30 protein-coding genes and 1 tRNA gene are annotated in these 23,942 nt (G+C 76.6%); 14 read left to right on the top strand and 17 right to left on the bottom strand.

The window, feature by feature from the left end; all coding sequences use genetic code 11:
• Window positions 1-122: 122 nt before the first annotated feature.
• The 4 genes from FS882_RS00740 to FS882_RS00755 all read left to right on the top strand — a co-directional run bounded on the left by FS882_RS00740 (window position 123) and on the right by FS882_RS00755 (window position 3,206).
• The gene (locus FS882_RS00740) at window positions 123-782 is read left to right on the top strand and encodes a response regulator (protein ID WP_158369831.1); all 660 of its coding nucleotides are present in this window, start codon (window positions 123-125) and stop codon (window positions 780-782) included.
• Window positions 783-931: 149 nt separating this feature from the next.
• Entirely contained in the window at window positions 932-1,714 is a 783-nt protein-coding gene (locus tag FS882_RS00745) for a CPBP family intramembrane glutamic endopeptidase (RefSeq protein WP_158369833.1), read from the top strand.
• Window positions 1,715-1,790: 76 nt separating this feature from the next.
• Window positions 1,791-1,863: transfer RNA gene (locus FS882_RS00750), tRNA-Lys, on the top strand.
• Between the two features lie 26 nt (window positions 1,864-1,889).
• Window positions 1,890-3,206 carry a glycoside hydrolase family 3 N-terminal domain-containing protein gene (locus FS882_RS00755; protein ID WP_158369835.1) on the top strand — a complete coding sequence of 439 codons (1,317 nt, stop codon included), beginning with the start codon at window positions 1,890-1,892 and terminating at the stop codon, window positions 3,204-3,206.
• A 37-nt stretch (window positions 3,207-3,243) separates the two neighbouring features.
• Here FS882_RS00755 and FS882_RS00760 read toward each other — a convergent pair whose 3' ends face one another.
• On the bottom strand, window positions 3,244-3,828 hold the full coding sequence (locus FS882_RS00760; protein WP_262347972.1) for a GNAT family N-acetyltransferase: 585 nt from the start codon (window positions 3,826-3,828) through the stop codon (window positions 3,244-3,246).
• A gap of 138 nt (window positions 3,829-3,966) precedes the next feature.
• On the opposite strand from FS882_RS00760, the gene FS882_RS00765 reads away from it, so the two are divergent.
• Window positions 3,967-4,602 (top strand): hypothetical protein, encoded by a 636-nt coding sequence (locus FS882_RS00765; protein ID WP_158369837.1) that lies wholly within the window; start codon window positions 3,967-3,969, stop codon window positions 4,600-4,602.
• 67 nt (window positions 4,603-4,669) lie between these two features.
• Here FS882_RS00765 and FS882_RS00770 read toward each other — a convergent pair whose 3' ends face one another.
• From FS882_RS00770 to FS882_RS00780, 3 genes are all read right to left on the bottom strand, one after another.
• Window positions 4,670-5,023, bottom strand: coding sequence for a DsrE family protein (locus FS882_RS00770; protein ID WP_187365054.1), 354 nt, complete (start codon window positions 5,021-5,023; stop codon window positions 4,670-4,672).
• Window positions 5,024-5,173: 150 nt separating this feature from the next.
• Window positions 5,174-5,749 carry a hypothetical protein gene (locus FS882_RS00775; RefSeq protein WP_158369841.1) on the bottom strand — a complete coding sequence of 192 codons (576 nt, stop codon included), beginning with the start codon at window positions 5,747-5,749 and terminating at the stop codon, window positions 5,174-5,176.
• Complete coding sequence (locus FS882_RS00780) at window positions 5,746-6,345, bottom strand: DUF2231 domain-containing protein (protein ID WP_158369842.1); 600 nt, start codon at window positions 6,343-6,345, stop codon at window positions 5,746-5,748. The genes FS882_RS00775 and FS882_RS00780 overlap by 4 nt, the downstream gene beginning before the upstream one ends.
• Window positions 6,346-6,558: 213 nt before the next feature.
• Here FS882_RS00780 and FS882_RS00785 point away from each other — a divergent pair, with 213 nt between their 5' ends.
• From FS882_RS00785 to FS882_RS00800, 4 genes are all read left to right on the top strand, one after another.
• The gene (locus tag FS882_RS00785) at window positions 6,559-7,014 is read left to right on the top strand and encodes a DUF4383 domain-containing protein (RefSeq protein ID WP_158369844.1); all 456 of its coding nucleotides are present in this window, start codon (window positions 6,559-6,561) and stop codon (window positions 7,012-7,014) included.
• Between the two features lie 41 nt (window positions 7,015-7,055).
• A complete protein-coding gene (locus FS882_RS00790) occupies window positions 7,056-7,691 on the top strand; it encodes a hypothetical protein (RefSeq protein WP_158369846.1) in 636 nt (211 codons plus the stop codon).
• Window positions 7,692-7,760: 69 nt separating this feature from the next.
• Window positions 7,761-8,129, top strand: a complete 369-nt coding sequence (locus tag FS882_RS00795; protein WP_158369848.1) for an ArsR/SmtB family transcription factor — start codon at window positions 7,761-7,763, stop codon at window positions 8,127-8,129.
• A complete protein-coding gene (locus FS882_RS00800) occupies window positions 8,126-8,590 on the top strand; it encodes an SRPBCC domain-containing protein (RefSeq protein ID WP_158369850.1) in 465 nt (154 codons plus the stop codon). The genes FS882_RS00795 and FS882_RS00800 overlap by 4 nt, the downstream gene beginning before the upstream one ends.
• Window positions 8,591-8,621: 31 nt before the next feature.
• Here the strand turns inward: FS882_RS00800 and FS882_RS00805 are convergent, their stop codons facing one another.
• Window positions 8,622-9,242, bottom strand: a complete 621-nt coding sequence (locus FS882_RS00805; RefSeq protein ID WP_158369852.1) for a TetR/AcrR family transcriptional regulator — start codon at window positions 9,240-9,242, stop codon at window positions 8,622-8,624.
• A 184-nt stretch (window positions 9,243-9,426) separates the two neighbouring features.
• Between FS882_RS00805 and FS882_RS00810 the strand changes: the two genes are divergently transcribed.
• The 3 genes from FS882_RS00810 to FS882_RS00820 all read left to right on the top strand — a co-directional run bounded on the left by FS882_RS00810 (window position 9,427) and on the right by FS882_RS00820 (window position 10,629).
• Complete coding sequence (locus tag FS882_RS00810; protein ID WP_158369854.1) at window positions 9,427-9,774, top strand: VOC family protein; 348 nt, start codon at window positions 9,427-9,429, stop codon at window positions 9,772-9,774.
• Between the two features lie 147 nt (window positions 9,775-9,921).
• Window positions 9,922-10,239, top strand: a complete 318-nt coding sequence (locus FS882_RS21280) for a hypothetical protein (protein ID WP_222848083.1) — start codon at window positions 9,922-9,924, stop codon at window positions 10,237-10,239.
• Window positions 10,240-10,359: 120 nt separating this feature from the next.
• Window positions 10,360-10,629, top strand: a complete 270-nt coding sequence (locus FS882_RS00820) for a GlsB/YeaQ/YmgE family stress response membrane protein (RefSeq protein ID WP_158369856.1) — start codon at window positions 10,360-10,362, stop codon at window positions 10,627-10,629.
• 171 nt (window positions 10,630-10,800) lie between these two features.
• On the opposite strand, the gene FS882_RS00825 is transcribed toward FS882_RS00820, so the two are convergent.
• Both FS882_RS00825 and FS882_RS00830 read right to left on the bottom strand, forming a co-directional pair.
• Window positions 10,801-11,085 carry an adhesin gene (locus FS882_RS00825; RefSeq protein WP_158369858.1) on the bottom strand — a complete coding sequence of 95 codons (285 nt, stop codon included), beginning with the start codon at window positions 11,083-11,085 and terminating at the stop codon, window positions 10,801-10,803.
• Window positions 11,086-11,399: 314 nt separating this feature from the next.
• Window positions 11,400-13,277 carry a mechanosensitive ion channel domain-containing protein gene (locus FS882_RS00830; RefSeq protein ID WP_262347973.1) on the bottom strand — a complete coding sequence of 626 codons (1,878 nt, stop codon included), beginning with the start codon at window positions 13,275-13,277 and terminating at the stop codon, window positions 11,400-11,402.
• Between the two features lie 179 nt (window positions 13,278-13,456).
• Between FS882_RS00830 and FS882_RS00835 the strand changes: the two genes are divergently transcribed.
• Both FS882_RS00835 and surE read left to right on the top strand, forming a co-directional pair.
• On the top strand, window positions 13,457-14,470 hold the full coding sequence (locus FS882_RS00835; RefSeq protein ID WP_262347974.1) for a PfkB family carbohydrate kinase: 1,014 nt from the start codon (window positions 13,457-13,459) through the stop codon (window positions 14,468-14,470).
• A gap of 70 nt (window positions 14,471-14,540) precedes the next feature.
• Window positions 14,541-15,323: a 5'/3'-nucleotidase SurE gene (gene surE, locus FS882_RS00840; protein WP_158369862.1), complete on the top strand. Its 783-nt coding sequence runs from the start codon at window positions 14,541-14,543 to the stop codon at window positions 15,321-15,323.
• A gap of 6 nt (window positions 15,324-15,329) precedes the next feature.
• On the opposite strand, the gene FS882_RS00845 is transcribed toward surE, so the two are convergent.
• The 10 genes from FS882_RS00845 to FS882_RS00890 all read right to left on the bottom strand — a co-directional run bounded on the left by FS882_RS00845 (window position 15,330) and on the right by FS882_RS00890 (window position 23,937).
• Window positions 15,330-16,202, bottom strand: coding sequence for a prenyltransferase (locus tag FS882_RS00845; RefSeq protein ID WP_158369864.1), 873 nt, complete (start codon window positions 16,200-16,202; stop codon window positions 15,330-15,332).
• A complete protein-coding gene (locus FS882_RS00850; protein WP_158369866.1) occupies window positions 16,199-16,537 on the bottom strand; it encodes a lycopene cyclase domain-containing protein in 339 nt (112 codons plus the stop codon). The genes FS882_RS00845 and FS882_RS00850 overlap by 4 nt, the downstream gene beginning before the upstream one ends.
• Window positions 16,534-16,890: a lycopene cyclase domain-containing protein gene (locus FS882_RS00855; RefSeq protein WP_316043607.1), complete on the bottom strand. Its 357-nt coding sequence runs from the start codon at window positions 16,888-16,890 to the stop codon at window positions 16,534-16,536. Before FS882_RS00855 ends, FS882_RS00850 begins: the two co-directional genes overlap by 4 nt.
• Entirely contained in the window at window positions 16,887-18,671 is a 1,785-nt protein-coding gene (crtI, locus tag FS882_RS00860) for a phytoene desaturase family protein (RefSeq protein ID WP_158369872.1), read from the bottom strand. The genes FS882_RS00855 and crtI overlap by 4 nt, the downstream gene beginning before the upstream one ends.
• Window positions 18,668-19,627 carry a phytoene/squalene synthase family protein gene (locus FS882_RS00865; RefSeq protein WP_158369874.1) on the bottom strand — a complete coding sequence of 320 codons (960 nt, stop codon included), beginning with the start codon at window positions 19,625-19,627 and terminating at the stop codon, window positions 18,668-18,670. Before FS882_RS00865 ends, crtI begins: the two co-directional genes overlap by 4 nt.
• The gene (locus FS882_RS00870; protein WP_158369876.1) at window positions 19,624-20,781 is read right to left on the bottom strand and encodes a polyprenyl synthetase family protein; all 1,158 of its coding nucleotides are present in this window, start codon (window positions 20,779-20,781) and stop codon (window positions 19,624-19,626) included. The genes FS882_RS00865 and FS882_RS00870 overlap by 4 nt, the downstream gene beginning before the upstream one ends.
• A gap of 135 nt (window positions 20,782-20,916) precedes the next feature.
• The gene (locus tag FS882_RS00875; protein WP_187365055.1) at window positions 20,917-21,525 is read right to left on the bottom strand and encodes a signal peptidase I; all 609 of its coding nucleotides are present in this window, start codon (window positions 21,523-21,525) and stop codon (window positions 20,917-20,919) included.
• A complete protein-coding gene (locus FS882_RS00880) occupies window positions 21,522-22,781 on the bottom strand; it encodes an RCC1 domain-containing protein (protein ID WP_158369880.1) in 1,260 nt (419 codons plus the stop codon). The genes FS882_RS00875 and FS882_RS00880 overlap by 4 nt, the downstream gene beginning before the upstream one ends.
• A complete protein-coding gene (locus tag FS882_RS00885) occupies window positions 22,766-23,359 on the bottom strand; it encodes a hypothetical protein (RefSeq protein ID WP_158369882.1) in 594 nt (197 codons plus the stop codon). Before FS882_RS00885 ends, FS882_RS00880 begins: the two co-directional genes overlap by 16 nt.
• Window positions 23,356-23,937, bottom strand: coding sequence for a TasA family protein (locus FS882_RS00890; protein ID WP_187365056.1), 582 nt, complete (start codon window positions 23,935-23,937; stop codon window positions 23,356-23,358). Before FS882_RS00890 ends, FS882_RS00885 begins: the two co-directional genes overlap by 4 nt.
• Window positions 23,938-23,942: the final 5 nt, after the last annotated feature.

Consider the following 23,942-nt stretch of genomic DNA (forward strand, 5'->3'; position numbering starts at 1 on the left):
CCGCCACGGTGCTCCGACCAAGGTCGTAGCCGCGTCCCGCGCACCGGCGCGCCCTACGCTGACCGCATGGAGCACCGAGACGCCCGCGGGAGCCGCAGCGACGTCGCGCCGGCGGTGCCCGCATGACGGGCGAGCGCATCCGCGTCCTGCTGGTCGACGACGAGGACCTGGTGCGCATCGGGCTGCGCATGGTCCTCGGCGCCGACGCCGCCGTCGAGGTCGTCGGCGAGGCCGCGGACGGCCAGGAGGCCCTGCGCCTGGTCGCGAGCGCGCACCCGGACGTGGTGCTGATGGACATCCGCATGCCCCGCCTGGACGGGCTCGAGGCGCTGCGCCGGCTGCGGCCGGCCCACCCGGACGTCGCGGTCGTGGTGCTCACGACCTTCGACACCGACGACATGGTGGTCACGGCGCTGCGCGAGGGGGCGACGGGGTTCCTGCTGAAGAACACCCCGCCGGCGGACCTGCTCGCCGCCGTGCACGCCGCCGCGGAGGGCCGGCCGATGCTGTCGCCGTCGGTCACCGCCCAGCTGATCGCGGCGGTGTCGCACGGCCCGGACCGGGCGACCGGGCAGGACGCGCGCCGTCGCCTGGCCCTGCTGACGGAGCGGGAGACCGAGGTGGCCGAGGCCGTGGCGCGCGGGCTGTCGAACCAGGACATCGCGTCCGAGCTGTTCATGAGCGTCGGCACCGTCAAGACCCACATCGGGCACCTGTTCGACAAGCTCGGCGTCGACAACCGCGTGCAGGTCGCGCTGCTCGTCCGCGACGCCGCGGGGTGACGCGCGCGCCTGCGACCGAAGTCGCACCCGGCACCGGCCCCCGGTCGGCTCCGGGTCCCGGTGCCCGGCGTGGAGCATGGGACCAGGTCGACGCGGAGATCCCGACGACCGCGCCGAGCACCGGGCGAACCCCGGGGAGATGAGTCGTCATGCCGTACCGAGTCCGTCCCACCGTGTGGATCGGCGTCGCCGCCGTGGTGGGCTACGTGCTGCTCGTCGCACTCGTCCAGCGGCTGTCGGGCGTCCCGTACCCCGATCTCGGCGACAGCGGCAGCAACCTGTTCCTCGGCGTCGGCGTCTCGCTGGTCGTCGGTGCAGTCGCCCTCGCCGTCCTGACGACCGCGCTCGGGTGGTGGCGTCCCGCCCTGCACGAGCAGCACCGCGCTGCGCACCGGTGGCCGCTCGTCGTCCCGCTGCTCCTGGCCGTCCTGGTGGTGCTGAACCTGGCCGGCACCGACTGGGGCGCCTACGACGGCGAGTTCTTCGCGGCCTCGCTGGTCCTGCTGCTCGTGGGCTTCACCGAGGAGATCGCCACCCGCGGGCTGCTGGTCGTCGGGCTGCGCTCCCGCCTCGGGGAGGGGTGGGTGTGGTTCCTGTCGTCCCTGGCGTTCGGGCTCATCCACCTGGTGAACCTGGTCAACGGCCAGGAGCTCGGGCAGACCCTGTTCCAGGTGTTCTCCGCGTTCCTGTTCGGCACCGCGTTGTACATCCTGCGGCGCGCGACCGGCACGCTGGTGTGGGCGATGGTGCTGCACGCCCTGTGGGACTTCTCGGTCTTCGCGGCCGGGCGCGGCGAGGCGTCGGCGCTGGCGAACCAGGGCGGCCTGGAGCTGGTCGTCGGTCTGGTCGGGCTCGTCGCGGTGGTCTGGGTGGTGCGCGGGTCGCGCGAGCCGCTGGCAGCACGTCCCGCCCCGCAGCCGACCCTGGTGTGAGCCCGGGGCGACCCAGGCGGTACCGTCGGTCCCGGTGCTGTCCGGGCTCACGCGAGCGAGACCCCGCGACGACCCGGGGCCTCTAGCTCAACTGGCAGAGCAGCGGACTTTTAATCCGCGGGTTGTGGGTTCGATCCCCACGGGGCCCACCCGCGCCGCCACGTAGCCTGCCGGGGTGAGCCTCCCGACGCCCTCCGGCCCGTCCGGCCCGTCCGGCCGGGCGCCGCGGCACGCCCGGCGCGCGCCGCGCTCCCGCCGGGCGCCCGCCGTCGTGCTCGCCGCGCTGGTCGCCGTGGGCGTGACCGTGCCGCTCGCGTGGGCGGCGATCGACGGCCAGGCCGCCCCGGCGCCGACCCCGACCGCGGGCGCCGCCCTCGCCCCCACCACCGCGCCGCCGTCGACGTCGCCCACCCCCACCCCGACGTGCACGCCGCAGCCGCTGGAGGTCCGCGCGGCCGCGGTGCTCGTGGTCGGGCTGCCGGGCGTGACCCGGGCCGACGACCCGCTCGCCCAGCAGGTCGTGCAGCTCGGCGTCGGCGGCGTGTTCCTTGCGGGCGGCAACGCCCGGAGCGCCGAGCAGGTCTCGGCGCTGACCACCGGGCTGCGCGCCGCGGCGGGCCGGCCGCTGGTGGTGTCGACCGACGAGGAGTCCGGACGCGTCGCGCACATGCGGCAGGTCGTCGGGGCGGGGCCGTCGCCGCGCCGGATGGCCCGCGAGGAGTCGCCCGAGGCGGTCCGCGAGCGCGCGGCGGAGACCGGCCGAGCGCTCTCGGCGGTCGGGGTGGACCTCGACCTGGCGCCGGTGCTCGACCTCGACGACGGCCCGGCCGCGGGCGTGATCGGGGACCGTTCCTTCAGCGCCGACCCCCAGGAGGCGGCGACGTACGGGCTCGCCTACGCGCGCGGGCTGGCCGACGCGGGCGTCACGCCGGCGGTCAAGCACTTCCCGGGGCACGGGCGCTCGGCGGTCGACTCGCACCGCGAGTCGTCGCTCGTGGCGGCGGGCCTGGACGAGCTCGCGACGACCGACCTGGTGCCGTTCCAGGCGGCGGTCGACGCCGGCGCGCCCGTCGTCATGCTGAACCACCTCCAGTACGAGGCGCTCGACCCGGACCTGCCGGCGTCGCTCAGCCCGCGCGCCTACGCGCTGCTCCGCGAGACGGGCTTCGAGGGCGTCGCCATGACCGACTCCGTCGGGATGGGCGCCGTCAACCTGCGCTGGGACTTCCCCGACGCCGCGGTGCAGGCCGTGTCCGCCGGGGCCGACGCGGTCCTGGCGACCGACGGCAACCAGGCGGCGCGGATGCGCGACGGCCTGGTCGCGGCGGTCCGCGCGGGGCTGCTGCCCGAGGCGCGGCTGTCGGAGGCGGCGGCCCGCGTGACGGCGCTGGCGGGCGGCGACCCCGTCGCGATGTCGTGCGTGGACGTGGCGCTGCCGCGGCTCGACGCGGGCGCGGCCGCCGGTGCGCCGACCGCCGGCCCCGTGCCGTGACGTGGGGCGGCGGGTCGTCGGCGCCGCGGCGCGGGCGTCAGCGCGCCGGCGCGGCCGGCTCCCGCTCCTCGCGCAGCAGCGCGTAGGCGTACGAGTCCAGCCACCGCCCGTCGCGGTGCAGCGAGTCCGCCCGGTACTCCCCCTCGCGCCGCATCCCGACCCGCTCCATGAGCCGCCACGACGGCTCGTTGTCCGCGAAGCACAGCGCCGTCAGCCGGCGCAGCCCGAGGTCGGTGAAGCAGACGTCGAGCAGCCGGCGGACCGCCTCGGTGGCCAGCCCCCGGCCCTGCGCGGCAGGGTCGAACGCCCAGCCGATCTCCGCCTGGGTGCCCCTCGCCTGCTCGGCGACCTCGGCCTGGCCCCAGCCGTCCTCGATCCGCACCATGAGGTCGCCGACCACGGCGCCGTCGTGCTCGACGACGAGCGTCGGGCCCAGCCGGTCGGGCTCCACGAACTGCACGGCGAACGCCTGCTCGTCCAGCGGCAGCGCGGTCATCCACCGGGCGACGTCGGGCAGCCGCCGGTACCGCCAGACCGCGCCCGCGTCCTCCGGCGTGGCGGGCCGCAGGAGGAGGCGCTCGGTGCGGATCGGCCACGGGGCGTCCAGGTACGGGGCGGTCACACCGGCAGGCTAGCGGCCGGGACAGCCTGTGGACCCGCGCCGACAGGTTGTGCCGGACCGCACCCGGGCGCCGCGCCCATCGGGTCGACTGTCCCCGGCCCCGGGACGGACCGGGCGCGCCGAGCCAGGAGGACCCGCATGTTCAGCCGCACCCGCCGCGCCTGGGCGCGCTTCGCCGACGACCGCCCCGCGGTGGCCGAGTTCGCGCTGTTCACGGCGATCAGCATGGGCATGACGGTGCTGCAGCTCGCGCTCATGCCGGTCCTGAAGTGGGCGTTCGGCCTGACCCCGCTGGTCGACACCGCGTTCCAGGTGCTCGGGGTGAACACGAACGCCGACGGCAGCACCTTCTTCGTCTTCGACTACGCGGCCGGGTCGCTGCCCGCCGGGGGCGGCGGCCTGGCGTACTTCCTCGCCGTGCAGATCACGCTGGCCATCGCCCAGATCATCAACTTCTTCCTGCAGCGCAACGTCACGTTCAAGTCGGACACCGACGTGTGGCGCGCCGCCGCCTGGTACGCGTTCGCGTACGTCGTGATCACGTTCGCCGCCGCGTGGCTGCAGGGGTTCTACAAGGACCCGATCTACCGGTGGATGATCGAGCGCTGGGGCAGCACCGGGGAGGCGGGCGCCGACGTGGTCACGATGATCATCAACGCGCTGCTGTCCTTCGTGGTGTTCTTCCCGATCCTCAAGATCATCTTCCGGAAGGCCCCGGCGGACGCGGCAGAGCCCGCGACCACCCCGGCGCGGGCGAGCGCGGGAGCGCGCTGACCCGTCGGCCACGACCCCGTCGTCCGGCGCCGCACCTCCGCACCCCGCTGGACCGGGCGGGGCCGCGTCAGAACGTGATGACGGTCGCACCCTCGAGCGTGAACCGCAGCAGCGCGTCCCGCGCGACCTGGAGCCGGAACCCGCGGGCGTCCAGGTCTGCCTCGACGCCGTCTGCCCGCGCCGCGTTGACGCACGCCCCCACGGTGACGCCCGCGGCCACCAGCTCGTCGAGCTGCCGGTCGAACGTCGCGTCGGCCGCGTCGGCTCCGCGGCCGATCCGACGCTGCGCAGGTCCGAAGCAGAACACCTCGAGCTCCACGCCCTGGTCCGCCGCGACCTCGTGGATCCGCTGCGCCACCCGGGTCCCGGTCGTGACCGAGTCGTCGTCCGCGTGGAACACGTGGATCACTGTCTTGGGCACGGTCCCGCCTCTCTCGTCCGGATGACCGCACTGTGGCACCAGGACGGCGTGCGCCCGCGGCGCGTTCCAGCACGTGGGAACGCGTGAGATCCGGGCGACCACCCGCCGAGGCGGCGGCGGGCAGATGGAGCGCCCGCCGTGCGCGGGCCCCTACCCCCCGCGCCGCCCCGCCCGCACGAGCAGCAGCCCCGCCGCCAGCGAGCCGAGACCCCCGAGGGCCATGTCGCCGATCGTGTCCCGGTAGGCGACGTGGATCGACGCGTCGATGTAGGTGTTCCCGAGGTACTCGCCGACCTCCCACAGGACGCTGAGCCCGAGCCCCAACGCGGTGGTCACGGCGACCGAGCCGAGGCGCACCGGCGGCGCCGCGGGCAGCACCGGGTCGACGACCGCGCCCGTCAGCCGCGCGACGACCAGGTGGCCGACCGCCGCGACGAGCCCCGTGACGACGAGGTGCATGACGACGTCGAGCCACGAGATCCGCTGGTAGAGGTCGAGCGCCCCGGCCCACCCGGCCGCGAGCAGCCCGACCCCGTACGCGGCATCGAGCCGCGGGTCGACCCGGGCGGTCAGCGGCACGACCAGGCCGGCGAGCACGAGCAGCAGCAGCACCGCGTCCACCGGCCCGAGCGCGACGACGGCGGCGACGACGCTCGCCAGGCCCAGGAGGCGGGCGACGCCCCCGGGGCCGCGCACCAGCAGCGCGGTCGCGTCCCGCGCCGTCACGCGGTCGCGTCGGCCGCCGTGCCCTCGCGACCCTCCGGCTCCGCCGGGCCCGACGCGGACGTGGGCGGGGAGCCGAGCCGGGACGCCATGTGCCCGCCCAGGTAGCCGCTCGCACCGAGCACGCCGCCGGCGCCCAGCGCCACCGCGACGCCGAGGCCGCGACGGCCGCGGCGGCGCAGCAGCCAGGACGTCCCGTACAGCCCGAGCGCGACGTTGTTGAGGAAGCCGTGCACGGTCCCGACGCGCAGCGTCCGGCGGTCGGAGACGGCCCAGTCCGCCAGGCCCGTGGCCGCGGCGGGCACGGCCGACAGGATGCCGAGGCCGAGCAGCCGGTCCGCGGCCCGGCGGCGGCCGTCCCCGCCGCCCGGGGTCAGGTCGAGCACCGTGGCGCTCACCCAGAACCCGATCGGCGCGTCGGTGAGCAGCGGGTGCGCGGCGTGCCCGAGCGGCCGGCCGTGCAGCAGCGCCGCCAGCCGCGGGCTGGTGCGCAGCGCCTTCAGGACGACCGGCTGGACCCGCTCCACCGCCTCGTCCAGGGCGGTGGCGCGCTCCAGGCGCCGGGTCGCGGTCAGCAGGGGGCTCTCGTCGGGCTGCACGGTGGGTCTCCTCGTCGGCCGGGGGCGGGGCTCCTGGGGTCGAGCATCGCCCCGCCGGGTCGAGACCGCACGGCGGGAGCGCCCCGGGTGCGGGCCGACCAGCCCCGACGCATGCTGGAGTTCGCGTCCAGCGTCGGCGCGGCCCGCGCACCCCGGCCGCTGCGGCACGACCGCCGCGACCGGGCTCGCGCCCACCGGAGGGACCGACCCGCCATGACCGCTTCCACTCCCGCAGCCCGTGCGGCCGGCACCACGGCCCGCCAGCCGCACCAGTACCTGGCCCTCGTCATCGGGGTCGTCTACCTGGTGGTCGGCCTCGCCGGGTTCCTGGTGACCGGCTTCGACGGCTTCACCGAGCACGACCACTCGCAGACGCTGCTCGGGTTCGCGATCAACCCGCTGCACAACATCGTGCACATCGTGATCGGCCTGCTCGGCATCGCCCTGTGGTCCACCGCGAGCCGCGCCCGCACCTACGGATGGCTGCTGTTCGTCGGTTACGGCGCCACGTTCGTCTACGGCCTGGTCGTGGCGAACGACCCCGACGCGAACATCCTCAACATCAACGGCGCCGACAACGGCCTGCACCTCGTGTCCGCCCTCGCCGGCCTCGCGATCGCCCTGTGGCCGCGCCGCGACCGCGACCGCACGACGGCGGTGCGCGGCTGAGCCGCCGGACCGGGGACCCGCGCCCCGCGGCGACCGCCGCGGTGGCCGACGCCACCGGGGCGGTCCTGCGCGCGCTCGTCGGGGCGGTCGACCGGGTACGGCCGTCCCCGCGGCCCTTGCACCCGCGCGGCGTCGTCCGGCGCGGCACCCTCCTCGTCGACGACGCCGGCGCGCCGGGGGCGCGCGAGCTCGGGGCGCCGCTCGTCGTCCCGGCGGTGGCACGGGTCTCCCGCGCCGCGGGGCGGCCCGCGCCGCTGCCGGACGTGTTCGGCGTGGCCGTGCGGTGGGAGGTCGGCGGGCTGACCCACGACCTCCTGCTGTCCGGGACGGGCCTCGGCCCGCTCACCCGGTTCGTCCTGGTGCCGCGCACCCGGCCGCTCGCCGGGCCGCACGGGACGCTGATGCCGTTCCTGGACGCGGACGGGCGCCCGCTGCTCGTCGCCGCGGTGCCGTCGCCCGGCGCCCCGCGGGACGGCGGCGTGGACCTGGTCCTGCTCTCGGCGCGCCCCGGCGGCCGCTGGCACCGCCTCGGCCGGCTGGTGTGCCCCGCGCGGCCGGGCGACCGCGACGACCCGGGGCTGCGGTTCGACCCGGTGCTGCACGTCCCCGGCGACCTCCGGGTCCCGGGCTGGGCCGCGCGCCTCCGCCTGCCGTCGTACCGCCGCGCCCGCGTCTGACCCGGGTGGCGGGAGCGTGCCGCAGCCGGGCCATTGTGCACCGATCGGTTCAGCGTTACTGTGAACCGCATGGTTCAGCAACAGCGCCTGGACGAGGTGTTCACCGCCCTGTCCGACGCGACCCGGCGCGACGTCCTCGTGCGCCTCGGTGACGGCCCCGCCACCATCGGGCAGCTCGCCGAGCCGTACGGCATCACCCTCACCGGCATGACGAAGCACGTGCGGGTGCTGCAGGACGCGGGCCTGGTCGTCACCGAGAAGGTCGGGCGCGCCCGGCAGTGCCGCCTCGGGCCGGAGCGCCTGGACGACGCGATGTCCTGGATCGGGTTCTACCAGCGGCTCTGGGAGCGTCGGCTGGACGGGCTCGAGGCCTTCTTCACCCTGCAGCGCGGCCGGGAGGACGGCGGCGCCCATCCCACGGAAGGACCTGTCACATGACCACCGAGACCGACGCCACCGACCTCGAGCTGCGGGCGCAGCGCGTGCTGCCCGCCACGCCGGACGAGGTCTTCGACGCCTACACCGACGCCGAGAAGCAGCGGATCTGGTTCGCGATCCTGGACACCGAGCCGGGGATCGTCGAGATCGAGGTCGACCTGCGGGTCGGCGGGCAGCAGACCGCGGTCTGGGGCCCGAGCCGCGACGAGCTGTTCCGCGAGACCCAGACGTTCCTGGAGATCGACCGCCCCCACCGGCTGGTGACGGAGTCGGTCGGCAGCAGCCCGGACGGGGCGACGATGACCACGCGCGTGGTGGTCACGTTCGAGGCCGTCGACGGCGGGACGTTGATGAGCGTGGTGCAGAGCGGCTTCCCGACCCCGGAGGTCCGGGACTTCTTCGCCGAGCACGCCTGGGAGGGCGCGTTCGACCGGATCGGCGCGTACCTGGCGCGCGCCTGAGCCCGCGAGCGGCGCCCGCCCCGGGCCGACGTCAGGGGCGGGCGTCGCCCGCGCCGTACCGCAGCCCGTCGACGACCAGGTCGAGCAGCCCGCGCACGCGCTCGGCCCACCGGTCGGAGTCGGGGACGTTCCACACGCCGCCCATCGCGAGCATGACCTGCTCGCCGTCGACGTCGGGGCGCACCGAGCCGTCCGCGCGCCCGGCCGCGAGCAGCTCGTCGATCGCCGCGATGATCCCCGCCTTCGTGTCGGCGAACAGCGACGAGTCCGATCCCACCGCGGTGCGCAGCGCCGCGCCCATCCCCCGCTTGGTGGCGGCGTACCGGACGAACCGGCCCATCCAGTCGCGCAGGGCCTCCACCGCGGGGCGGTCGCCGTCGAGCAGCGCCGGCGCGGCGGCGCACAGGGCGCTGACCTCCTGGCGGTAGGCCGCCTCGACCAGCGCGCTGCGCTCCGGGAAGTGCCGGTACAGCGTGCCGATGCCCACCCCCGCCTGCTGGGCGATCGACTCCAGCGGGGCGTCGCCGTCCTCGGCCAGCGCGGTGGCGGCGCACTCCAGCAACCGGGCGCGGTTGCGGGCGGCGTCGGCACGCAGCGGGCGCGCGACAGGTCGCTCGGCGGGGCGCTCGGCGCGGGTGGACGGGGTGGTCACGGCACTGCTCCTCGGTGTGTGGTCTTGCGATGCGGAGGGCCCTCCGGTTAGAGTCGAACACGAAACGGAGGCTCCTCCGTTCCAGGGTACGCCGCCACCGACGCCCGGTCACCTCCGCAGGAGGGACGGGCACCGTCGACGCCGGCCCGCGAGCCCCGCACCACGACCACCTCAGGAGGCCCCCATGGCCAGCACCTTCCACGGCGTGACCTTCGACGCCTACGACGCCCAGGCCGTCGCCCGGTTCTGGGGCGCCGCCCTGGGCCGGGACGTCGCCCCCGGCGCCAGCAGCGAGCACGCCGAGCTGCTCGACCACACCGGCGCGCCGCGCCTCGTCTTCGACCGCGTGCCGACCGGCGGCACCGTCCGCAACGCCCTGCACCTCGACCTCGTCACCACGGACCTGGAGGGCGAGTCCGAGCGCCTCGTCCGGCTCGGCGCCCGCCGGCTCGGGGCGGTCGGCGGCACGGCCCGGTGGGTCAACCTCACCGACCCGGAGGGCAACGCCTTCGCGCTGCTCCCCGCCGCCTGAGGCCGACGGCCGCACCGCCACCCGTCCGGGTGATGGTGCGGCCTCGACGGGCGGAGATGTCCAGTTCGCCCTAGTTTTCGGCGTGCCGCCCCGATGGCGGCCGGACTTGCGCACCACCGAAGCCGAGAACCAGACAGGGGACACGTCATGACCCAGCCGTACGGGCAGGACCCGCACCGCTCCACCGCCTCGACCCCGCCGGCACAGGCACCCGCCGGGCCGGCCGGCTACGGCGCGCCCGCGCCGGCCGGCACCGGTACCCCGGTGCTGTCGATCATCACGTTCGTGCTGTCGGCGATCGCGATCCTGTTCCTGCCGATCGTCTTCGGGCTCGCCGGCATCGTCACCGGCATCGTCGCGGTCGTGCGCAAGGAGCGCCTGGGCAAGATCGCGCTCATCGTCGCGATCGCCGCGACGGTCATCGGGTTCGCCCTGGGCGCGCTCGTCATCAGCCAGATGTCCTGACGGTCGCACGCCGGGCGCGGCGCAGCCCCCTCACCAGGGGTCCCGCGGGCGTTCCGGATGCGGACCGCGAGCACCCGTGCCACGGTTCTCTCCGTCCGAACGAGACGTTGGAGGTGCCAGATGGGATTCTTCGCTTTCCTGCTGCTGGGTCTGATCGCGGGGGCTATCGCGAAGGCGATCCTGCCGGGGCGTCAGGCCGGTGGCTGGTTCGTGACGCTGCTCCTGGGAGTGGTCGGGGCGCTGCTGGGCGGCTGGCTGGGCAGCGTGCTGTTCAACCGTCCGCTCGAGGACTTCTTCTCGATCCAGACGTGGCTGCTCGCCATCGCCGGCTCGCTCGTCGTGCTGGTGATCTACGGCGCGCTGACCGGCCGCAAGGGCGCTCGCGCCTGACGCACGGCCGGCCGTGACCCGGTCCGGCGACGGTGGGACACCGTCGCCGGACCGTGCCGGGCACCGGCCCCGGGGCGGTGGGAGACCGTCCGGGGCGCCCGGCACGACGAGGGCCCGCACATCCGCACCAGGCGGCTGCGCGGGCCCTCGTCGTCTGCCCGGGGAGGGCCGTCAGCCCTGGGGCGCCAGGGTGAAGCCCGGGGCGCCGGTCGCCGAGGGGTCGGCGTCGAGCGTGAGGTCCGCGAGCGCCGTCGAGGTCTCCGGGGCGACGAACACGGTCGCGCCGTCCGAGTCGATGACGTCGTCCCCCGGCACGGCCTCCGGGACGAGCGCGAGCTCGAACGAGCCGAGCTGCTGCTGGGACTCGGCGATGCGCAGACCGCCCGAGTCGGGGAGCCCCGCGCGGGTGGTGAGGTCGCGGACGGCGGTGCTGGCGTTCTCGGTCAGGGTGAGCACGGGTGCTCCTCTCGTGGCCGGTGGCGGTCGCGGCACCGGGGCGCCGCGACCATCGGACCCTTCCACCGTCGGCGGGTCCGCGGCCTGACGCAACCGCGCGTCCGCTGGGCAAGACCGCCGGCGTCCGCTGCGCGGAGTGCGGTGGACACCCGCGCGCGCATCCCCCACCCTCCTCCCCCCTGCGCCCCCGACCCGCTCCCTGCGCCCCGCGCAGGGACCGCCGAACGCGCGGAAGGTGCGGGGTTCGCGGGTCACGAACCCCGCACCTGGTGCGGTCTCGGCGAACGGCCGGGGGGGTGGACGTGGGGGTGAGGTCAGCGCGGGGGGTCGAGGGGGGTGCTGCGGACGGAGCGGCGGGTGGGAGGCGCGGCAGCGCCGTCGGGCGCGTCGGAGGGGACCGCAGGCTGGACCTGGGTCTCGGCGGTCGTGTCCTGCTCCGCCGGCGTGGCCGAGGTCGGGGTCGCACCGAAGGCGGGGAGGATCATCGTCCCGGACTCCTCGGTCGGACCGGGCGTCGCCTCGCGACCCTCCCGGCGCTCCTCCGCCGGCGCCACGCCCGTCGTCGCACCGGTCGCCGCCACGTCGGTCGCCCCGGTCGCCGCCACGCCCGTGGCCCCGGTCGCCGGCGCGCCCGTGGTCCCGGTCGCCGCCACGTCGGTCGCACCGGTCGCCGCCACGCCCGTGGCCCCCGTGCCTGCCGCGCCCTCCGCCGCCGCGGCGCCCGCGCCGCGCTCGCCCGCCGGCGCGACCGGGACCGCGTCCACCTCGTCCGGCGCGCCGCCCGCGCCCGCCGCCGCGAGCGGCACCGCCGCGGTCCCCGGCGCGGGCACCACGCCGACCTTCCGCCCGCCCGACGACCGACCGGCGGTGCCCTCGGCGTCCTGGCGCGCCTCCGCCGCGTGCTCCTCGCGCTCGGCGATCACGTCCTCCCCCGGCCCCGCGAACGAGCCGGCGCGCTGCATCGCCTCGACGCTGCCGGTGAACAGCCGCGCGTCCAGCTGCCCGGTCTCGGGCGCCGGCTCCACGATCGCGTGCGCGCCGGTGCGCGGCCGGCGTGCCTGCGCCGCGGGTGCCTCGACGACCGGCAGCGGCGCGCCCTTCGTGGTCTCGATGCGGGTGCGCGGCAGACCCTGGGGCGCGCTGCGCTGCAGGTACGACACCAGGCCCTCGCGCAGGTAGCAGCGCAGGTCGAACAGGGTCGGCGCGTCGACGGCCGAGGCGAGCGCGCGCAGCCGGACGACGCCGTTGACCGCGTCGGTGACCTGGAGGATGCCGACGCGGTGGTCCCACAGGTCGGTGTCCGCGAGCAGCCGGTTGAGCTCGGCCCGCAGCTCGTCCACCGGCACCTGCCAGTCGACGTCGATCTCCACCGTGCCGAGCAGCTCGGCGGCGCGGCGGGTCCAGTTCTCGAACGGGGTCTGCGTGAAGTAGGTCGAGGGCAGGATGAGCCGCCGGTCGTCCCAGATGTGCACGACGACGTAGGTGAGGGTGATCTCCTCGATCCGGCCCCACTGGTCCTCGACGATCACCACGTCGTCGACCCGGATGCCGTCGGTGAACGCGATCTGCAGCCCGGCGAACACGTTGGCCAGCGAGCTCTGCGCCGCGAGGCCGGCGACGACCGACAGCAGGCCCGCGGAGGCCAGCAGGCTCGCGCCGAACGCGGAGACGCCCGGGAAGGTCAGCAGCACCGCGGCCACACCGACGATGACCAGCACCGCGACGGTGATCCGCCGGAGCAGCTGGACCTGGGTGCGCACCCGGCGCGCGTGCCGGTTGTCCTTGACGTCGACCCGGTACCGGGACAGGGCGAGGTCCTCGACCACGAACGCCAGGGTGCCGACGAGCCAGGTCGCCGCGGCGATCACCGCGATGAGCAGGACGTGCCCGATCGCCCGCATCCAGGAGGTCTCCCAGTCGGCGTCCGGGACGGAGATCGCGAGCGCCACCCACACCGCGATGACGATCAGCAGGGCCCGCAGCGGCCGCTTGGACCGCCGGGCGAGGTCGGCGGCGAGGACGGACTTCTTCGCGACGGTCCGGACGACGGCCCCGATCAGGACCGCGACCAGGAGGGCCACGAGGACGCCGCCCGCGACCCAGAGCACCGGGACGAGCACGTCCCGGGCGGTGTCGACTGCTTCCTCGGTCGTCGCGGCCTGCACGGCCGCCTGCGTTGCTGCACGGATCACGCGAGCCATCGAACACGCCCGTCCGGCGCGTCACCACCCGGGGCCGGGTGCTCCGCCGAGCCTGCGCACGACCTGCACACCGCCGTGCGACGACCGGGTGCCGGACGCTCGGGTCGCACACCGCGTCGTCGCACGTCAGCATGGGCGGGGACGACCCGACGCCCTCCGGAGGACGCCCCGTGCCGACCAGCCGCAACCCGCGCGTGTGCGTGCTCGCCCCCACCCCGATCCTCACCGTGACGCTGGAGACGGGCTCCGACGACACGTCCCCCGAGCTGCACGTGCACTCGGGCGGCCAGGGCCTGTGGGTGGCGCGCATGGCGTACTCCCTGGGCGCGGACGTGGTGGTGTGCGGGCCGTTCGGCGGGGAGACGGGCACCGTGCTGGGCCACCTCGCGGAGACCGAGAACCTGCGGGTTCGCCGGGTGTCCTACGCCGGCGGCAACGGGGCGTACCTGCACGACCGGCGGAACGGCGAGCGCGACGAGCTGGCCTTCATGCCGCCCGCGCGGCTGGACCGGCACGAGATCGACGACCTGTACGGCACCGTGCTCGTCGAGGCGCTGGACGCGGACGTGTGCGTGATCACCGGCGCGTACCCCTCGCCGCTGCTGCCGCCGTCGTTCTTCGGGCGGTTGATCGGCGACCTCCGGGCGGCGGGGGTCAAGACCGTCGCCGACCTGTCCGGGCGGGCGGCGGTCGAGGCCGCGAAGGCCGGCGTGGACGTGCTCAAGATGTCGCACGAGGAGCTCGTGGAGGCCGGGCTGGCCGAGGACGACTCGGTGGGCTCGCTGCGCGAGGGCGCGCGCCGGCTGCTGCGCGAGGACCCGGGCCTGCCGGAGGGGCACGGCGACGAGTTCCCCGACGACCCGATCGACGTCGACGCCGAGGCGCCCGGCCAGGTCGGCGCCATGATGGTGTCGCGGGCGGCCGAGCCCGCCCTGCTCGTGACGGCGTCGGGCGTCTCCGAGGTGGTCGCCCCGTCCGTGACCACCGTCGACCACCGCGGCGCCGGGGACTCGATGACCGCGGGCATGGCCGTCGGCGTCGGGCGTGGGCTGCGGCTCACGGAGGCCGCGCGCCTCGGTGCGGCGGCCGGCGCCCTGAACGTCACGCGCCGCGGGCTGGGCACCGGGCACCGGGAGCAGATCGAGCGGTTCGCCGAGCAGATCGTGGTGCGGGAGGTCGGCTGACGGCCGGCCCGGACGACCGACGACGGACGACGGACGACCCCGGCACGCGCCGGAGGAAGGGGGAGCCGCGATGCGGGTCCTGGTGACGAACGACGACGGGATCGAGTCCGAGGGGCTGGCGGTGCTGGTCCGTGCGGCGCTCGACGCGGGCGCGGACGAGGTGGTGGTCGCGGCGCCCGCGCGGGACTCCTCCGGCGCCAGCGCGTCCCTGCTCGGCGCCGAGCAGGACGGCCGGCTGGTGGTCGACCGCCGGGACGCGCCGGGGCTGCCCGCGGGGGTCGACTCGTTCGCCGTGCGGGCGGCGCCGGGGCTGATCGCGTTCGTCGCGGCGCACGGCGGGTTCGGCCCGAAGCCGGACCTGGTGCTGTCCGGGGTGAACCGGGGGGCCAACACCGGGCACGCCGTGCTGCACTCCGGGACCGTGGGCGCGGCGCTGTCGGCGGCCACCCACGGCATCCGCGGGCTGGCGGTGTCGCTCGCGGACGCCCGGCCGCAGCACTGGGCGACGGCGGAGGCCTACACGACGCACGTGCTCGGCTGGATGCTCGACCGGCCGCAGCTGCCGGACCGGGTCGTGAACCTCAACGTGCCGGACCGGCCGCTGGCCGAGGTGCGCGGGTTGCGCCGGGCCCCGCTCGCGGCGTTCGGCGCGGTGCAGGCGCGGGTGCACGAGGTCGAGCACGGGAACCTGATGCTCACGTACTCCGAGCACCAGGTGTCCCAGGAGCCCGACACCGACGCCGGTCTGCTGCTGCGCGGCTGGGCGACCGTGACGCTGCTGCACGCTCCCGCCTTCGAGGCCGACGCCGCGCTGCCCGAGCGGCACGCCCCGCTGGGAGCGGCCGAGGGCTGACCCGGCTCAGGTCGTCAGCGCGATGGCGATCAGCAGCATCGTCACCAGGAACCCGACGACCAGGTTCAGCCAGAGGAACGTCCGCCACCCGGCGTTCGCCCGCTCGCAGTCCTCGTCGCGGACGGACCAGAACCGCGCGGTGCTGGCCGCGTAGACCAGCGGCAGCACCGCCGCGAGCCACCCGGGCCACGGCAGCACCAGCAGCACGGCGGCGGCCAGCACGTAGGCGACCGTCGCGAGCACCACCGTCGCGTGCGCGCCGAGCACGGTCGCGACGGAGCCGATCCCGCCCTCGCGGTCCGCCCGGACGTCCTGCACCGCGCCGAACGCGTGCGACGCCATCCCCCACAGCACGAACGCCACCAGCACCGGCCACACCGACCGCGACCCCAGGTCCGCACCGACCAGCACCAGGGCGTAGAGCAGCGGGCCGACGAAGTGCATCGCGGACGTCGCCGAGTCGAGGACCGGGCGCTCCTTGAACCGCAGCACCGGGGCCGAGTACGCGACGACCAGGAACACGACCAGCAGCAGCGTCAGCCCGGCCGCGAGAGAGCCGACCGCCAGCAGGTAGACGAGGAACGGCAGCACCGACAGCGCGCTCGCCCACAGGATCCGCCGGTGCACGACCCGCGCCACCGCCGGGTCGGCGAGCGCCCCCTCGATGCCGCCCTTGCGGGGGTTCTGCAGGTCGGAGGCGTAGTCGAACACGTCGTTCACGCCGTACATCAGCAGGTTGTACGGGATCAGGAAGAACAGCGTCCCGATCACGAACGTCAGGTCGACCCGGCCCTCCGTCGCCAGCAGGTAGCCGGCGGCGAACGGGTAGGCGGTGTTGATCCACGAGAACGGCCGCGAGGCCGCGAGCACCTGCCTCACGCGCCGCCCTCCGGGACACCCGCGGCCGGGGCGGTCGAGGCCCGCGCCGCGGACCGCCGCTCGAGCACGGTCCACAGCACCGGCATCGCCAGCGCGGCGACGACGGCGTAGAAGAAGTCCTCCAGCGGAGCCCCCCAGAGGTAGACGCCGAGGATCTTGTCCTCGTCGAAGACGTACAGGTCGGCGGCGATCATCAGGGTGTCGAACACCATGGTGAGCACGCAGAGCACCAGCGCCCCGCCGACGACCGGGCCGGGTCGCATCCGGCGCAGCACGCGCCAGGACGCGGCGACGACCGCCGCCAGCACGAGGACGTTGAGCACGATGTTGGTCACCGGGCCGCCTCCCCCGCCGGGCCCGCGCCGCGCGTGCGCCGCGCCGCCAGCGCCCGGTCGATCCCGCGCCACGCGAGCAGCGCGTTGTAGCAGAGCAGCGTGAGGAACACCGCCTCCTCGACCGGGAGGTCGGGCGCCAGCAGCAGGCCGGTCATGTGCGGGCTCTCGCCGCGGGCGAAGATGCCGAGCAGCAGGCCGGCGACGTCCCAGAGCAGGAAGCCGACGACGCCGGTCCCGACGCACAGCGCGGCCCGGCGCGGGGCGTCCCAGAACGCCAGGCGCCACCGGCGGTCGACCAGGGCGAGGCCGCCCAGCGCGAGCAGGAGCGCGCCGAGGTAGGCGAACCGGATCACCGCGCCCCCGCCGGCAGGGCGTCGCCGTCGGGCAGGGGGCCCGCGGGACCGGCGGCGTCGGGCGCGTCCGCCGTCGGGCGCGACGGACGCGCGGTGCTGCCGCGGCCGTCGGCACCCGTCCCGCCGTGCTCGGTCCACGCCCCGCGCCGCCGCGCCGCGTCGAGGTACCCGCGGCGCAGCGGCGCCGGCAGCGGGCTCGGCGAGGTCTCGCCCAGCAGCCGCTTGGCGACGAGCTCGGCGCTGATCAGGCACATCGGCAGGCCCACGCCCGGCACGGTCCCGCCGCCCACGTGCAGCAGGTTCGGCACCCGCGGCGACCGGTCCCCGGGCCGGAACATCGCACTCTGCCGCAGCGTGTGCTCCATGCCGAGCGCGGTGCCGCGCCAGGCGGAGAAGTCGCGCGCGAAGTCGGCCGGCCCGACGACCCTCCGGGTGACGACCCGGGCGCGCAGGTCCGGCACGCCCGCCCAGCGCCCGACCTGGTCGAGGTACCGGTCCGCGTACGAGTCGAGCTCCGCGGCGCCCGCCGGCCCGGCCCCGATGGACGCGTCCGCGGGGAAGGGGACGAGCACGAACAGGTTCTCGTGACCCGCCGGCGCCGCCGACGGGTCGGTGGCCGTGGTGCGCGAGACGTACAGCGAGGCGGGGTCGGGCACGCGGAGGTCCTCCGGGCGCGACGAGCGCCCGGCGCCGAGGATCGCGTCGAAGTTGCCCGGCCAGTCGCGGGTGAAGAACAGCGAGTGGTGCGCCAGCTCCGGCAGCTCGCCGCGGACGCCGGCCATGACGAGGAGCGCCGAGATGCCCGGACCCCGGTCCTCCCACCAGGCCTCGGGCAGCGTGCGGTGCTCCGGCGCCAGCAGCGCGGTCTCGGTGTGGAACAGGTCGGCGCCGGACACGACGACGTCCGCGGGGACGACCTCGCCGGACGCGAGCCGCACCCCCCGCGCCACGCCCGTGCGCCGCGGGTGCCGGACCGAGCGCGCCGCGTCGTCCACCTCGACGGCGACCACGTCCGCGCCCGTCCGGATCGTCACCCCCTGGGCCAGGGCCAGCCGCTCGATCGCCTCGATGATCGTGTACATGCCGCCCCGCGGGTACCGGACGCCGTCGACCAGGTCGAGGTGGCTCATCAGCGAGTAGAGCGCGGGCACCCGGTACGGCGACGAGCCGAGGAACACCGCGTGGTAGCCGAGCACCTGGCGCAGCACCGGGTGGTCGGTGGTGGCCGCGACCTTGTCGGCCAGCGACCGGGTCAGCAGCGACGCCAGCGTCCCGGAGCGGCGTGCGACGTCGCCGGTGATCGCGCGGTCCGGCCGCTCGAACGTCGTATAGAGGAAGTGGTCCAGCGCCGTGCGGTACGCGTCCGTCGACTCCGCCGTGTACCGGCGGAACGCCTCGCCCGCGCCGGGCTCCATGGCCTCGAAGGTCGCCCAGTTCACCTCGGGGTCGCCGACGACGTCGAACGGCTCGGACGCCGCGCCCGGGCCGGCCGCCGCGTCGGGCTCGGGGAACAGCCGGTAGGCCGGGTCCAGCCGCACGAGGTCGACGTGGTCCTCGACCCGCTCGCCGAGCAGCGCGAAGAAGTGGTCGAACACCTCGGGCATGAAGTACCAGGACGGCCCCGTGTCGAACCGGAACCCGTCCTGCTCCCAGGTGCCGGTGCGGCCGCCCACGCGGTCGTGCCGCTCCAGCAGCGTGACGTCCGCGCCGCCCCGCGCGAGCAGGGCCGCGGTCGCGAGGCCGCCGATCCCGCCGCCGACCACGACCACCCGACCCGTCACGCCGCACCTCCGTCGTCTCGTCCGTCCCGGGCGGGTCCGCCCGAGCCCCCACGTGCCCCGCGCGACCGCGCCGCGTCCGCCGCCTCGCCGGCCAGGGTCCGGGCCAGCACCGCCAGCTTCCGCGGCGTGCTCACCCGCACCCGCGTCGCGAGCACCCGCTCCGGAGGCGTCGCGGCCAGGTCGGCCAGCAGCGTGTCGTACAGCGCCAGCGTCGCCGACACCGCCGCGCGCGCCCGCCGGGGCAGCCGTGGCAGCGCCGCCCGCGCCCGGGCCAGGTCGACCCCGATCTCGTCGAGGATCGCCGCCAGCTGCGCGTTCGTCGGGCCGTCGGGCCCGACGCCGGGGAAGTACAGCCGGCCGAGCTCGCCGGCGTCGGCGCCGAGGTCCCGCAGGAAGTTGATCTTCTGGAACGCGGCGCCCAAGGCCCGCGCACCGTCGACGGTCGCGGCGTCCGGCCGGCGCACCGGCTCGCCCGGCGCGCGGTCCGCGTTGAGGAACACCTGCAGGCACATCAGCCCGACCACCTCGGCCGAGCCGTAGACGTACCGGAGGTAGGACTCGCGGTCGTGCACCCGGACGGTGAGGTCGGCCCGCATCGACGCGAAGAAGGGGTCGACCTCGGCCGCGCCGATCCCGGTGCGGCGCGCGGTGCGGGCGAACGCGTGCACCACGAGGTTCGTCGAGTACCCCGAGGCCATCGCGCGGGCGGTCTGCGCCTCGAGCTCGTCGAGCAGCGCCGCCGCGTCGTCGCCGCCGCGGGTGTCGACCACCTCGTCGGCGATCCGGACCAGGGCGTACACGGCCTCGATGTCCCGGCGGGCGCGCGGGCCGAGCAGCCGGGTGCCCAGGCCGAACGACGTCGAGTAGCCGGCCAGGACGGCGCGGCTGGCCCGGGCGGCGGTGCGGTCGTAGAGCGCGGCCGACGCGACCCGGACGGGCGGGCGCGTGGCGGTCACGCCGTCGCCCCGGCGACCGCGTCGAGCAGGTCGGTGAGGTAGCGGGCCAGCGGCTCGGGCAGCCCCTCGGCCGCGGTGGTCCGCGCCGTCCGCACGGCGTCCGCGCGCACCAGCCGCGCCTCGTCGAGCGCACCGGACGTGGCGATGACCTCGCGCACCCGGGCGGCGTCCGCCTCGGTCAGGTCCGGGCGTCCCACGGCGGCGTCCAGCACGGCGCGGTGCCCGGCGTCCGCCCGCAGGTACGCGAGCCGCAGCAGCTCCGTCCGCTTGCCCTCACGCAGGTCCGACAGCACCGACTTCCCGGTGAGCCGCGGGTCGCCGAACACCCCGAGCTCGTCGTCGAGCAGCTGGAACGCGACGCCGAACGCGGTGCCGAACCGGTCGAGCACGCCGAGCACGCCGTCGTCCGCCCCGGCGAGCACGGCGCCCGCGCCGAGCGGGCCGCAGCACGAGTACACCGCCGTCTTGAGCTCGGCGACGCGCAGCGCGTCCACCGCCGTGGGGCCGTGCAGGGCGCCGGTGACGTCGAGCAGCTCCCCCGCGACGGTGGTGTCGACCGCGCGGGCCAGGGACCGGACCACGCGCAGCGCGACCTCGGGGGGCACGGGCGCCGAGGCGGCGAGGTCGAACGCGGCGGCGATCGCGACGTCCCCGCCGAGCAGGCCGGCGGCGAGCACCGGGTCGTCCGCGGCGGCCCCGGACACCCCCCGGGCCGCGAGCCGGCGCCGCGCGGTCCCGGTGACGTTCGGCCGGCCGCGGCGGGTGTCGTCGTGGTCGAGGACGTCGTCGTGCACCAGCATCGCGGTGTGCAGCATCTCCTGCGCCGCGGCGACGGGGGCGACGGCGGCGAGGTCGGTCCCGCCCAGGCCGAGGTACGCGGCAACCGTCAGCCGCGGGCGCATCAGCCGGCCGCCACCGAGCTGGTCGCCGACCGCGCGCCACAGCGCGGCGTGCTCGACGGCGAGCTCCCGCGCGCGGGACCGGCGGGCGGCCACGTCGTCGACCAGGAGCAGCCGGACGGCGGCGAGGCCGTCGTCGACGCGAGCGGCCAGGTCGGGCGCCGGGCGCGACGGCACGTGCGCGCGCGCGTGCGACGCCGGGGCGTCGGCCACGAGACCGCCGCCCGCGTCCGCTCGGGTGCGGGCACTGCGCACGCGTCCTCCCTGGGCTCGAAGAGATGCTCAGCATACTGAGCACCTGGCGCGTCGCCACCGGGGCGCCGGCCACGCCGCCGACCGCCGCAGGACCGTCGCCCCCGCACCGCGCGCCCGCCTGCGGTGCACTCTGCCTCATCGCGCGCGCGAGCGCACCACTCGCGGGCGCATCGCCGGCCCGGAGCCCGGGCGGGCGGGCAGCGCCGCCAGCAGGACCAGGGCCCCGGCGCCGACCGTCAGCACCGTCCCCGGGACCCCGGTCAGCAGCCGCCCGACGCGCGGCACGTGCACCACGGCGCGGCGCGTCCCGTCGGGCAGCGCGTACTCGCCCGGGTCGTCCGCGGCGTTCGCGTCCCCGCGCAGCGTCGCGAGGACGCGCCCGTCCGCGGTCGGCCGCAGCGCGGCGACCCGGTGCGTCACCGGGGTCGCGCTCCCGGCCAGCGGCACGGTGACCACGTCGCCCACGCGCACCGCGGTGGCCGGGACCGGGCGGGTCACCACCAGCGTGCCGGCGGGCATGCCCGGGGCCATCGACCCGGACAGCAGCACCACGGGCCGCCAGCCGGCGAGCAGCAGCGCGACGACCGCCGCGGCGCACAGGACGCCCACCACGGCGGCGACGTCGACCACGCGACGGGCGAGGCGCTCGACGGCCGCCCCGGTGTCCCCCCGGCACCCCGCACGGGTGCGGCCGGCGTCCGGGCGCGCCGTGCACGGCCGCGCGTGCAGCGGCCGCAGCCTCACGGCGGGGCGTCCCCGCCGGCCGTCGGGGGCCACCCCGCGATCGGCACCTCGATCCGGAACGCGGTGCGCGGCGTCGTCGTGCCGTCGCCGAGCTGGCCCTGCTCGTTGCTGCCGGCCGCGGCGAACGTCCCGGAGCCGGCCTCGTACAGGGCGTGCGCCCCGCCCCCCGCGACGGCCGCGGCCGTCGACCCGGGCGCCAGCTCCACCGGCTGCGGCGTGCCGTAGACGCCACCGGGCTCGCCGATCCCGAGCTGACCGCCCGCGTTCGACCCCCACGCCCACAGCCGGCCCGCGCCGTCCCACGCCCACTGGCCGGGCTCGCCGGCGACCGGCGACGACACGACCGCCCCCGCGACGTCGACCAGGCCGGCGACGGGCTCCGCCTCCCACGCCGTCGTCGTCAGCAGCCGCCCGGACGCCGTCCACAGGAGCGTCCTGCGGGCGCCCGCCGACACGCCGACCACGGGATCGTCGTCCGGCAGGCCGGCGACGGTGCCGCCGGCCGTCCCGCCGACGTCGTCACCCCACGCCACCACGCCGTCGAGCGCCACGGCCACGCCGTGGAACCGCCCCGCGGACGCCGCGACCACGGTGCGCGCGTCCAGCCCCTGGGCGGTGACCCGCGCCGGCGGATCCCGGTCGGTCGAGGACGGCCGGCCTAGCCGGTTCCCGACCACGCCCCAGGAGTACAGCGCCCCGCCGGCGGTCCAGGCCAGGTAGAAGTACCCGCCGGCGTCCACCCCGACCACCTCGTCGTCGAGGTCGTCGAAGAACGTGGCTCGCTGCGGGACCCCCGTGTTGATCCAGATGTCCGGGTTGCCCCACGTCCACACGCCCCCGTCACCGGTGAGCGCGATGCCCAGGTCGACGCCGGCCGACGCCTGCACCACCGGCAGCCCACCCGGCACCGGCACGTGCGCCGGGCGGGTCCCGAAGGGCGTGCCGGCCCCGGAGCCGAGCTGGCCGACGTCGTTGCTGCCCCACGAGAACAGCCGCCCGTCCGAGTCCCAGCCGAGCGACCAGGCGTCGCCCGCCCCGATCCCGCCGCGGAGCAGCTGAGGCTCCGCGTCCACGGCGCCGAGGACCGTACGGGCGGTGCCGTGGTCGGCGAGCAGCGCCGTCGACGGCCGGATCGCCGGTGCCGCGAGCAGGGCGGCCACGGCGCAGCACGCCACCACCATGCGGAGCGGGGCGCGGCGGTGCCCGGCCCGGCCGCCGCCGCGGACCCACCGGGCGCCGCTCAGGCGGCCGCGCACCGGGACCTCCCTCGCAGCGCGCCACGCACCAGCAGCACGCCGGCGGCGAGCAGGACGGCCGCCGCGAGCGCCAGCGCACCCACCTCGCCGCCGGTCGCGCCGAGCGCACCCGCGCCGGGGTCGGCGGCGGTCGCCCCGGAGCCGCCCCCGGCGCCGGTACCACCACCGCCGCCACCGGGGCCCGCGCCGGCCCCGGGCCCACCAGGTCCGGCGCCGGACGGGCACTCCCCGCCCGGCAGCGCGGTCGCGGTCCACGCGAGGGTCGACGCGCCGGTGGCACCCTGCAGCTCGTCGCCCGCCGCCGCCGGCAGCGCCACCTCGACGCGCACCCGGAGGATCTCACCGGCGGGCACCACGGGACGCCCCTCGCAGGCGGCGGCGCCGTCCCAGCCGTACCCCACGTCGAGCGGCACCGCGGCCTCGAACAGCGCGCCCTGGTCGTGCTGGGTCCAGGCGAGCAGCACCGGGACCCCGGAGTCGTTGCGGACGGTCACCTCGCGCACGACCGCCGCACCCGGAGAGATCCCGGTCACGTCGAGCACCGCCGGGTCGACGACCACCGACCCGGCCGCGCTCACGTCGACGCCTGGCCCGCGGTGAACGGCAGGTCCACCTGCACGGACTGCCCCGCGACGCCGACGCCGGCGCCCGCGTCGACGGTGACGACGAACGTGAGGGTCAGCCCGGTCGCCGCCGTCCCGCCGGAGCCGAGCTCGAGCCCGGTGAACGCCGCGGCGGTCAGCGGGCCGTCGTAGAGCGTGCCCGCGGTGGTCTCGCTGATCCGGACGGACATCACGTCCTGCAGCTGCTCGTCGCCCGGGTCGTCGTTGACCACGACGGGGGTGCCGAGCGCCAGCGTGGCGGGCACCGAGCCCGAGTTGTACGCCACCAGGTCGCGGGTGACCGAGACGCCGGGCGCGAGCGCGTCCCCGCCGTCGAACGTCACGACGTACGGCTCCGGGGCACCGTCGACGTCCGCGTCGAACTTCAGGTCCAGCGTGCCGGCGGTGAACGTCGTGCTGACCGTCCCGCTGTCCGAGAACAGCGCGTACGAGCCGACCGCCGCCATGACCGCGACGACGCCCGCCGCCCCCAGCATCCGCGCCCGCCCCGTGATTCCCCTGCTGCGGCCGGAGCCGCACCCTTCCTGGACCATCGTCG

The organism is Cellulosimicrobium cellulans (assembly GCF_007679345.1).
Lineage (GTDB): Bacteria > Actinomycetota > Actinomycetes > Actinomycetales > Cellulomonadaceae > Cellulomonas > Cellulomonas cellulans_A.

Bases quoted from the DNA above. Each gene is read 5' to 3' on its own strand.
- FS882_RS00740 (WP_158369831.1), top strand. From the start codon at position 123: ATGACGGGCGAGCGCATCCGCGTCCTGCTGGTCGACGACGAGGACCTG.
- FS882_RS00745 (WP_158369833.1), top strand. From the start codon at position 932: ATGCCGTACCGAGTCCGTCCCACCGTGTGGATCGGCGTCGCCGCCGTG.
- FS882_RS00765 (WP_158369837.1), top strand. From the start codon at position 3,967: ATGTTCAGCCGCACCCGCCGCGCCTGGGCGCGCTTCGCCGACGACCGC.
- FS882_RS00785 (WP_158369844.1), top strand. From the start codon at position 6,559: ATGACCGCTTCCACTCCCGCAGCCCGTGCGGCCGGCACCACGGCCCGC.
- FS882_RS00795 (WP_158369848.1), top strand. From the start codon at position 7,761: ATGGTTCAGCAACAGCGCCTGGACGAGGTGTTCACCGCCCTGTCCGAC.
- FS882_RS00800 (WP_158369850.1), top strand. From the start codon at position 8,126: ATGACCACCGAGACCGACGCCACCGACCTCGAGCTGCGGGCGCAGCGC.
- FS882_RS00810 (WP_158369854.1), top strand. From the start codon at position 9,427: ATGGCCAGCACCTTCCACGGCGTGACCTTCGACGCCTACGACGCCCAG.
- FS882_RS21280 (WP_222848083.1), top strand. From the start codon at position 9,922: ATGACCCAGCCGTACGGGCAGGACCCGCACCGCTCCACCGCCTCGACC.
- FS882_RS00820 (WP_158369856.1), top strand. From the start codon at position 10,360: ATGGGATTCTTCGCTTTCCTGCTGCTGGGTCTGATCGCGGGGGCTATC.
- surE (WP_158369862.1), top strand. From the start codon at position 14,541: ATGCGGGTCCTGGTGACGAACGACGACGGGATCGAGTCCGAGGGGCTG.
- FS882_RS00890 (WP_187365056.1), bottom strand. From the start codon at position 23,937: ATGGTCCAGGAAGGGTGCGGCTCCGGCCGCAGCAGGGGAATCACGGGG.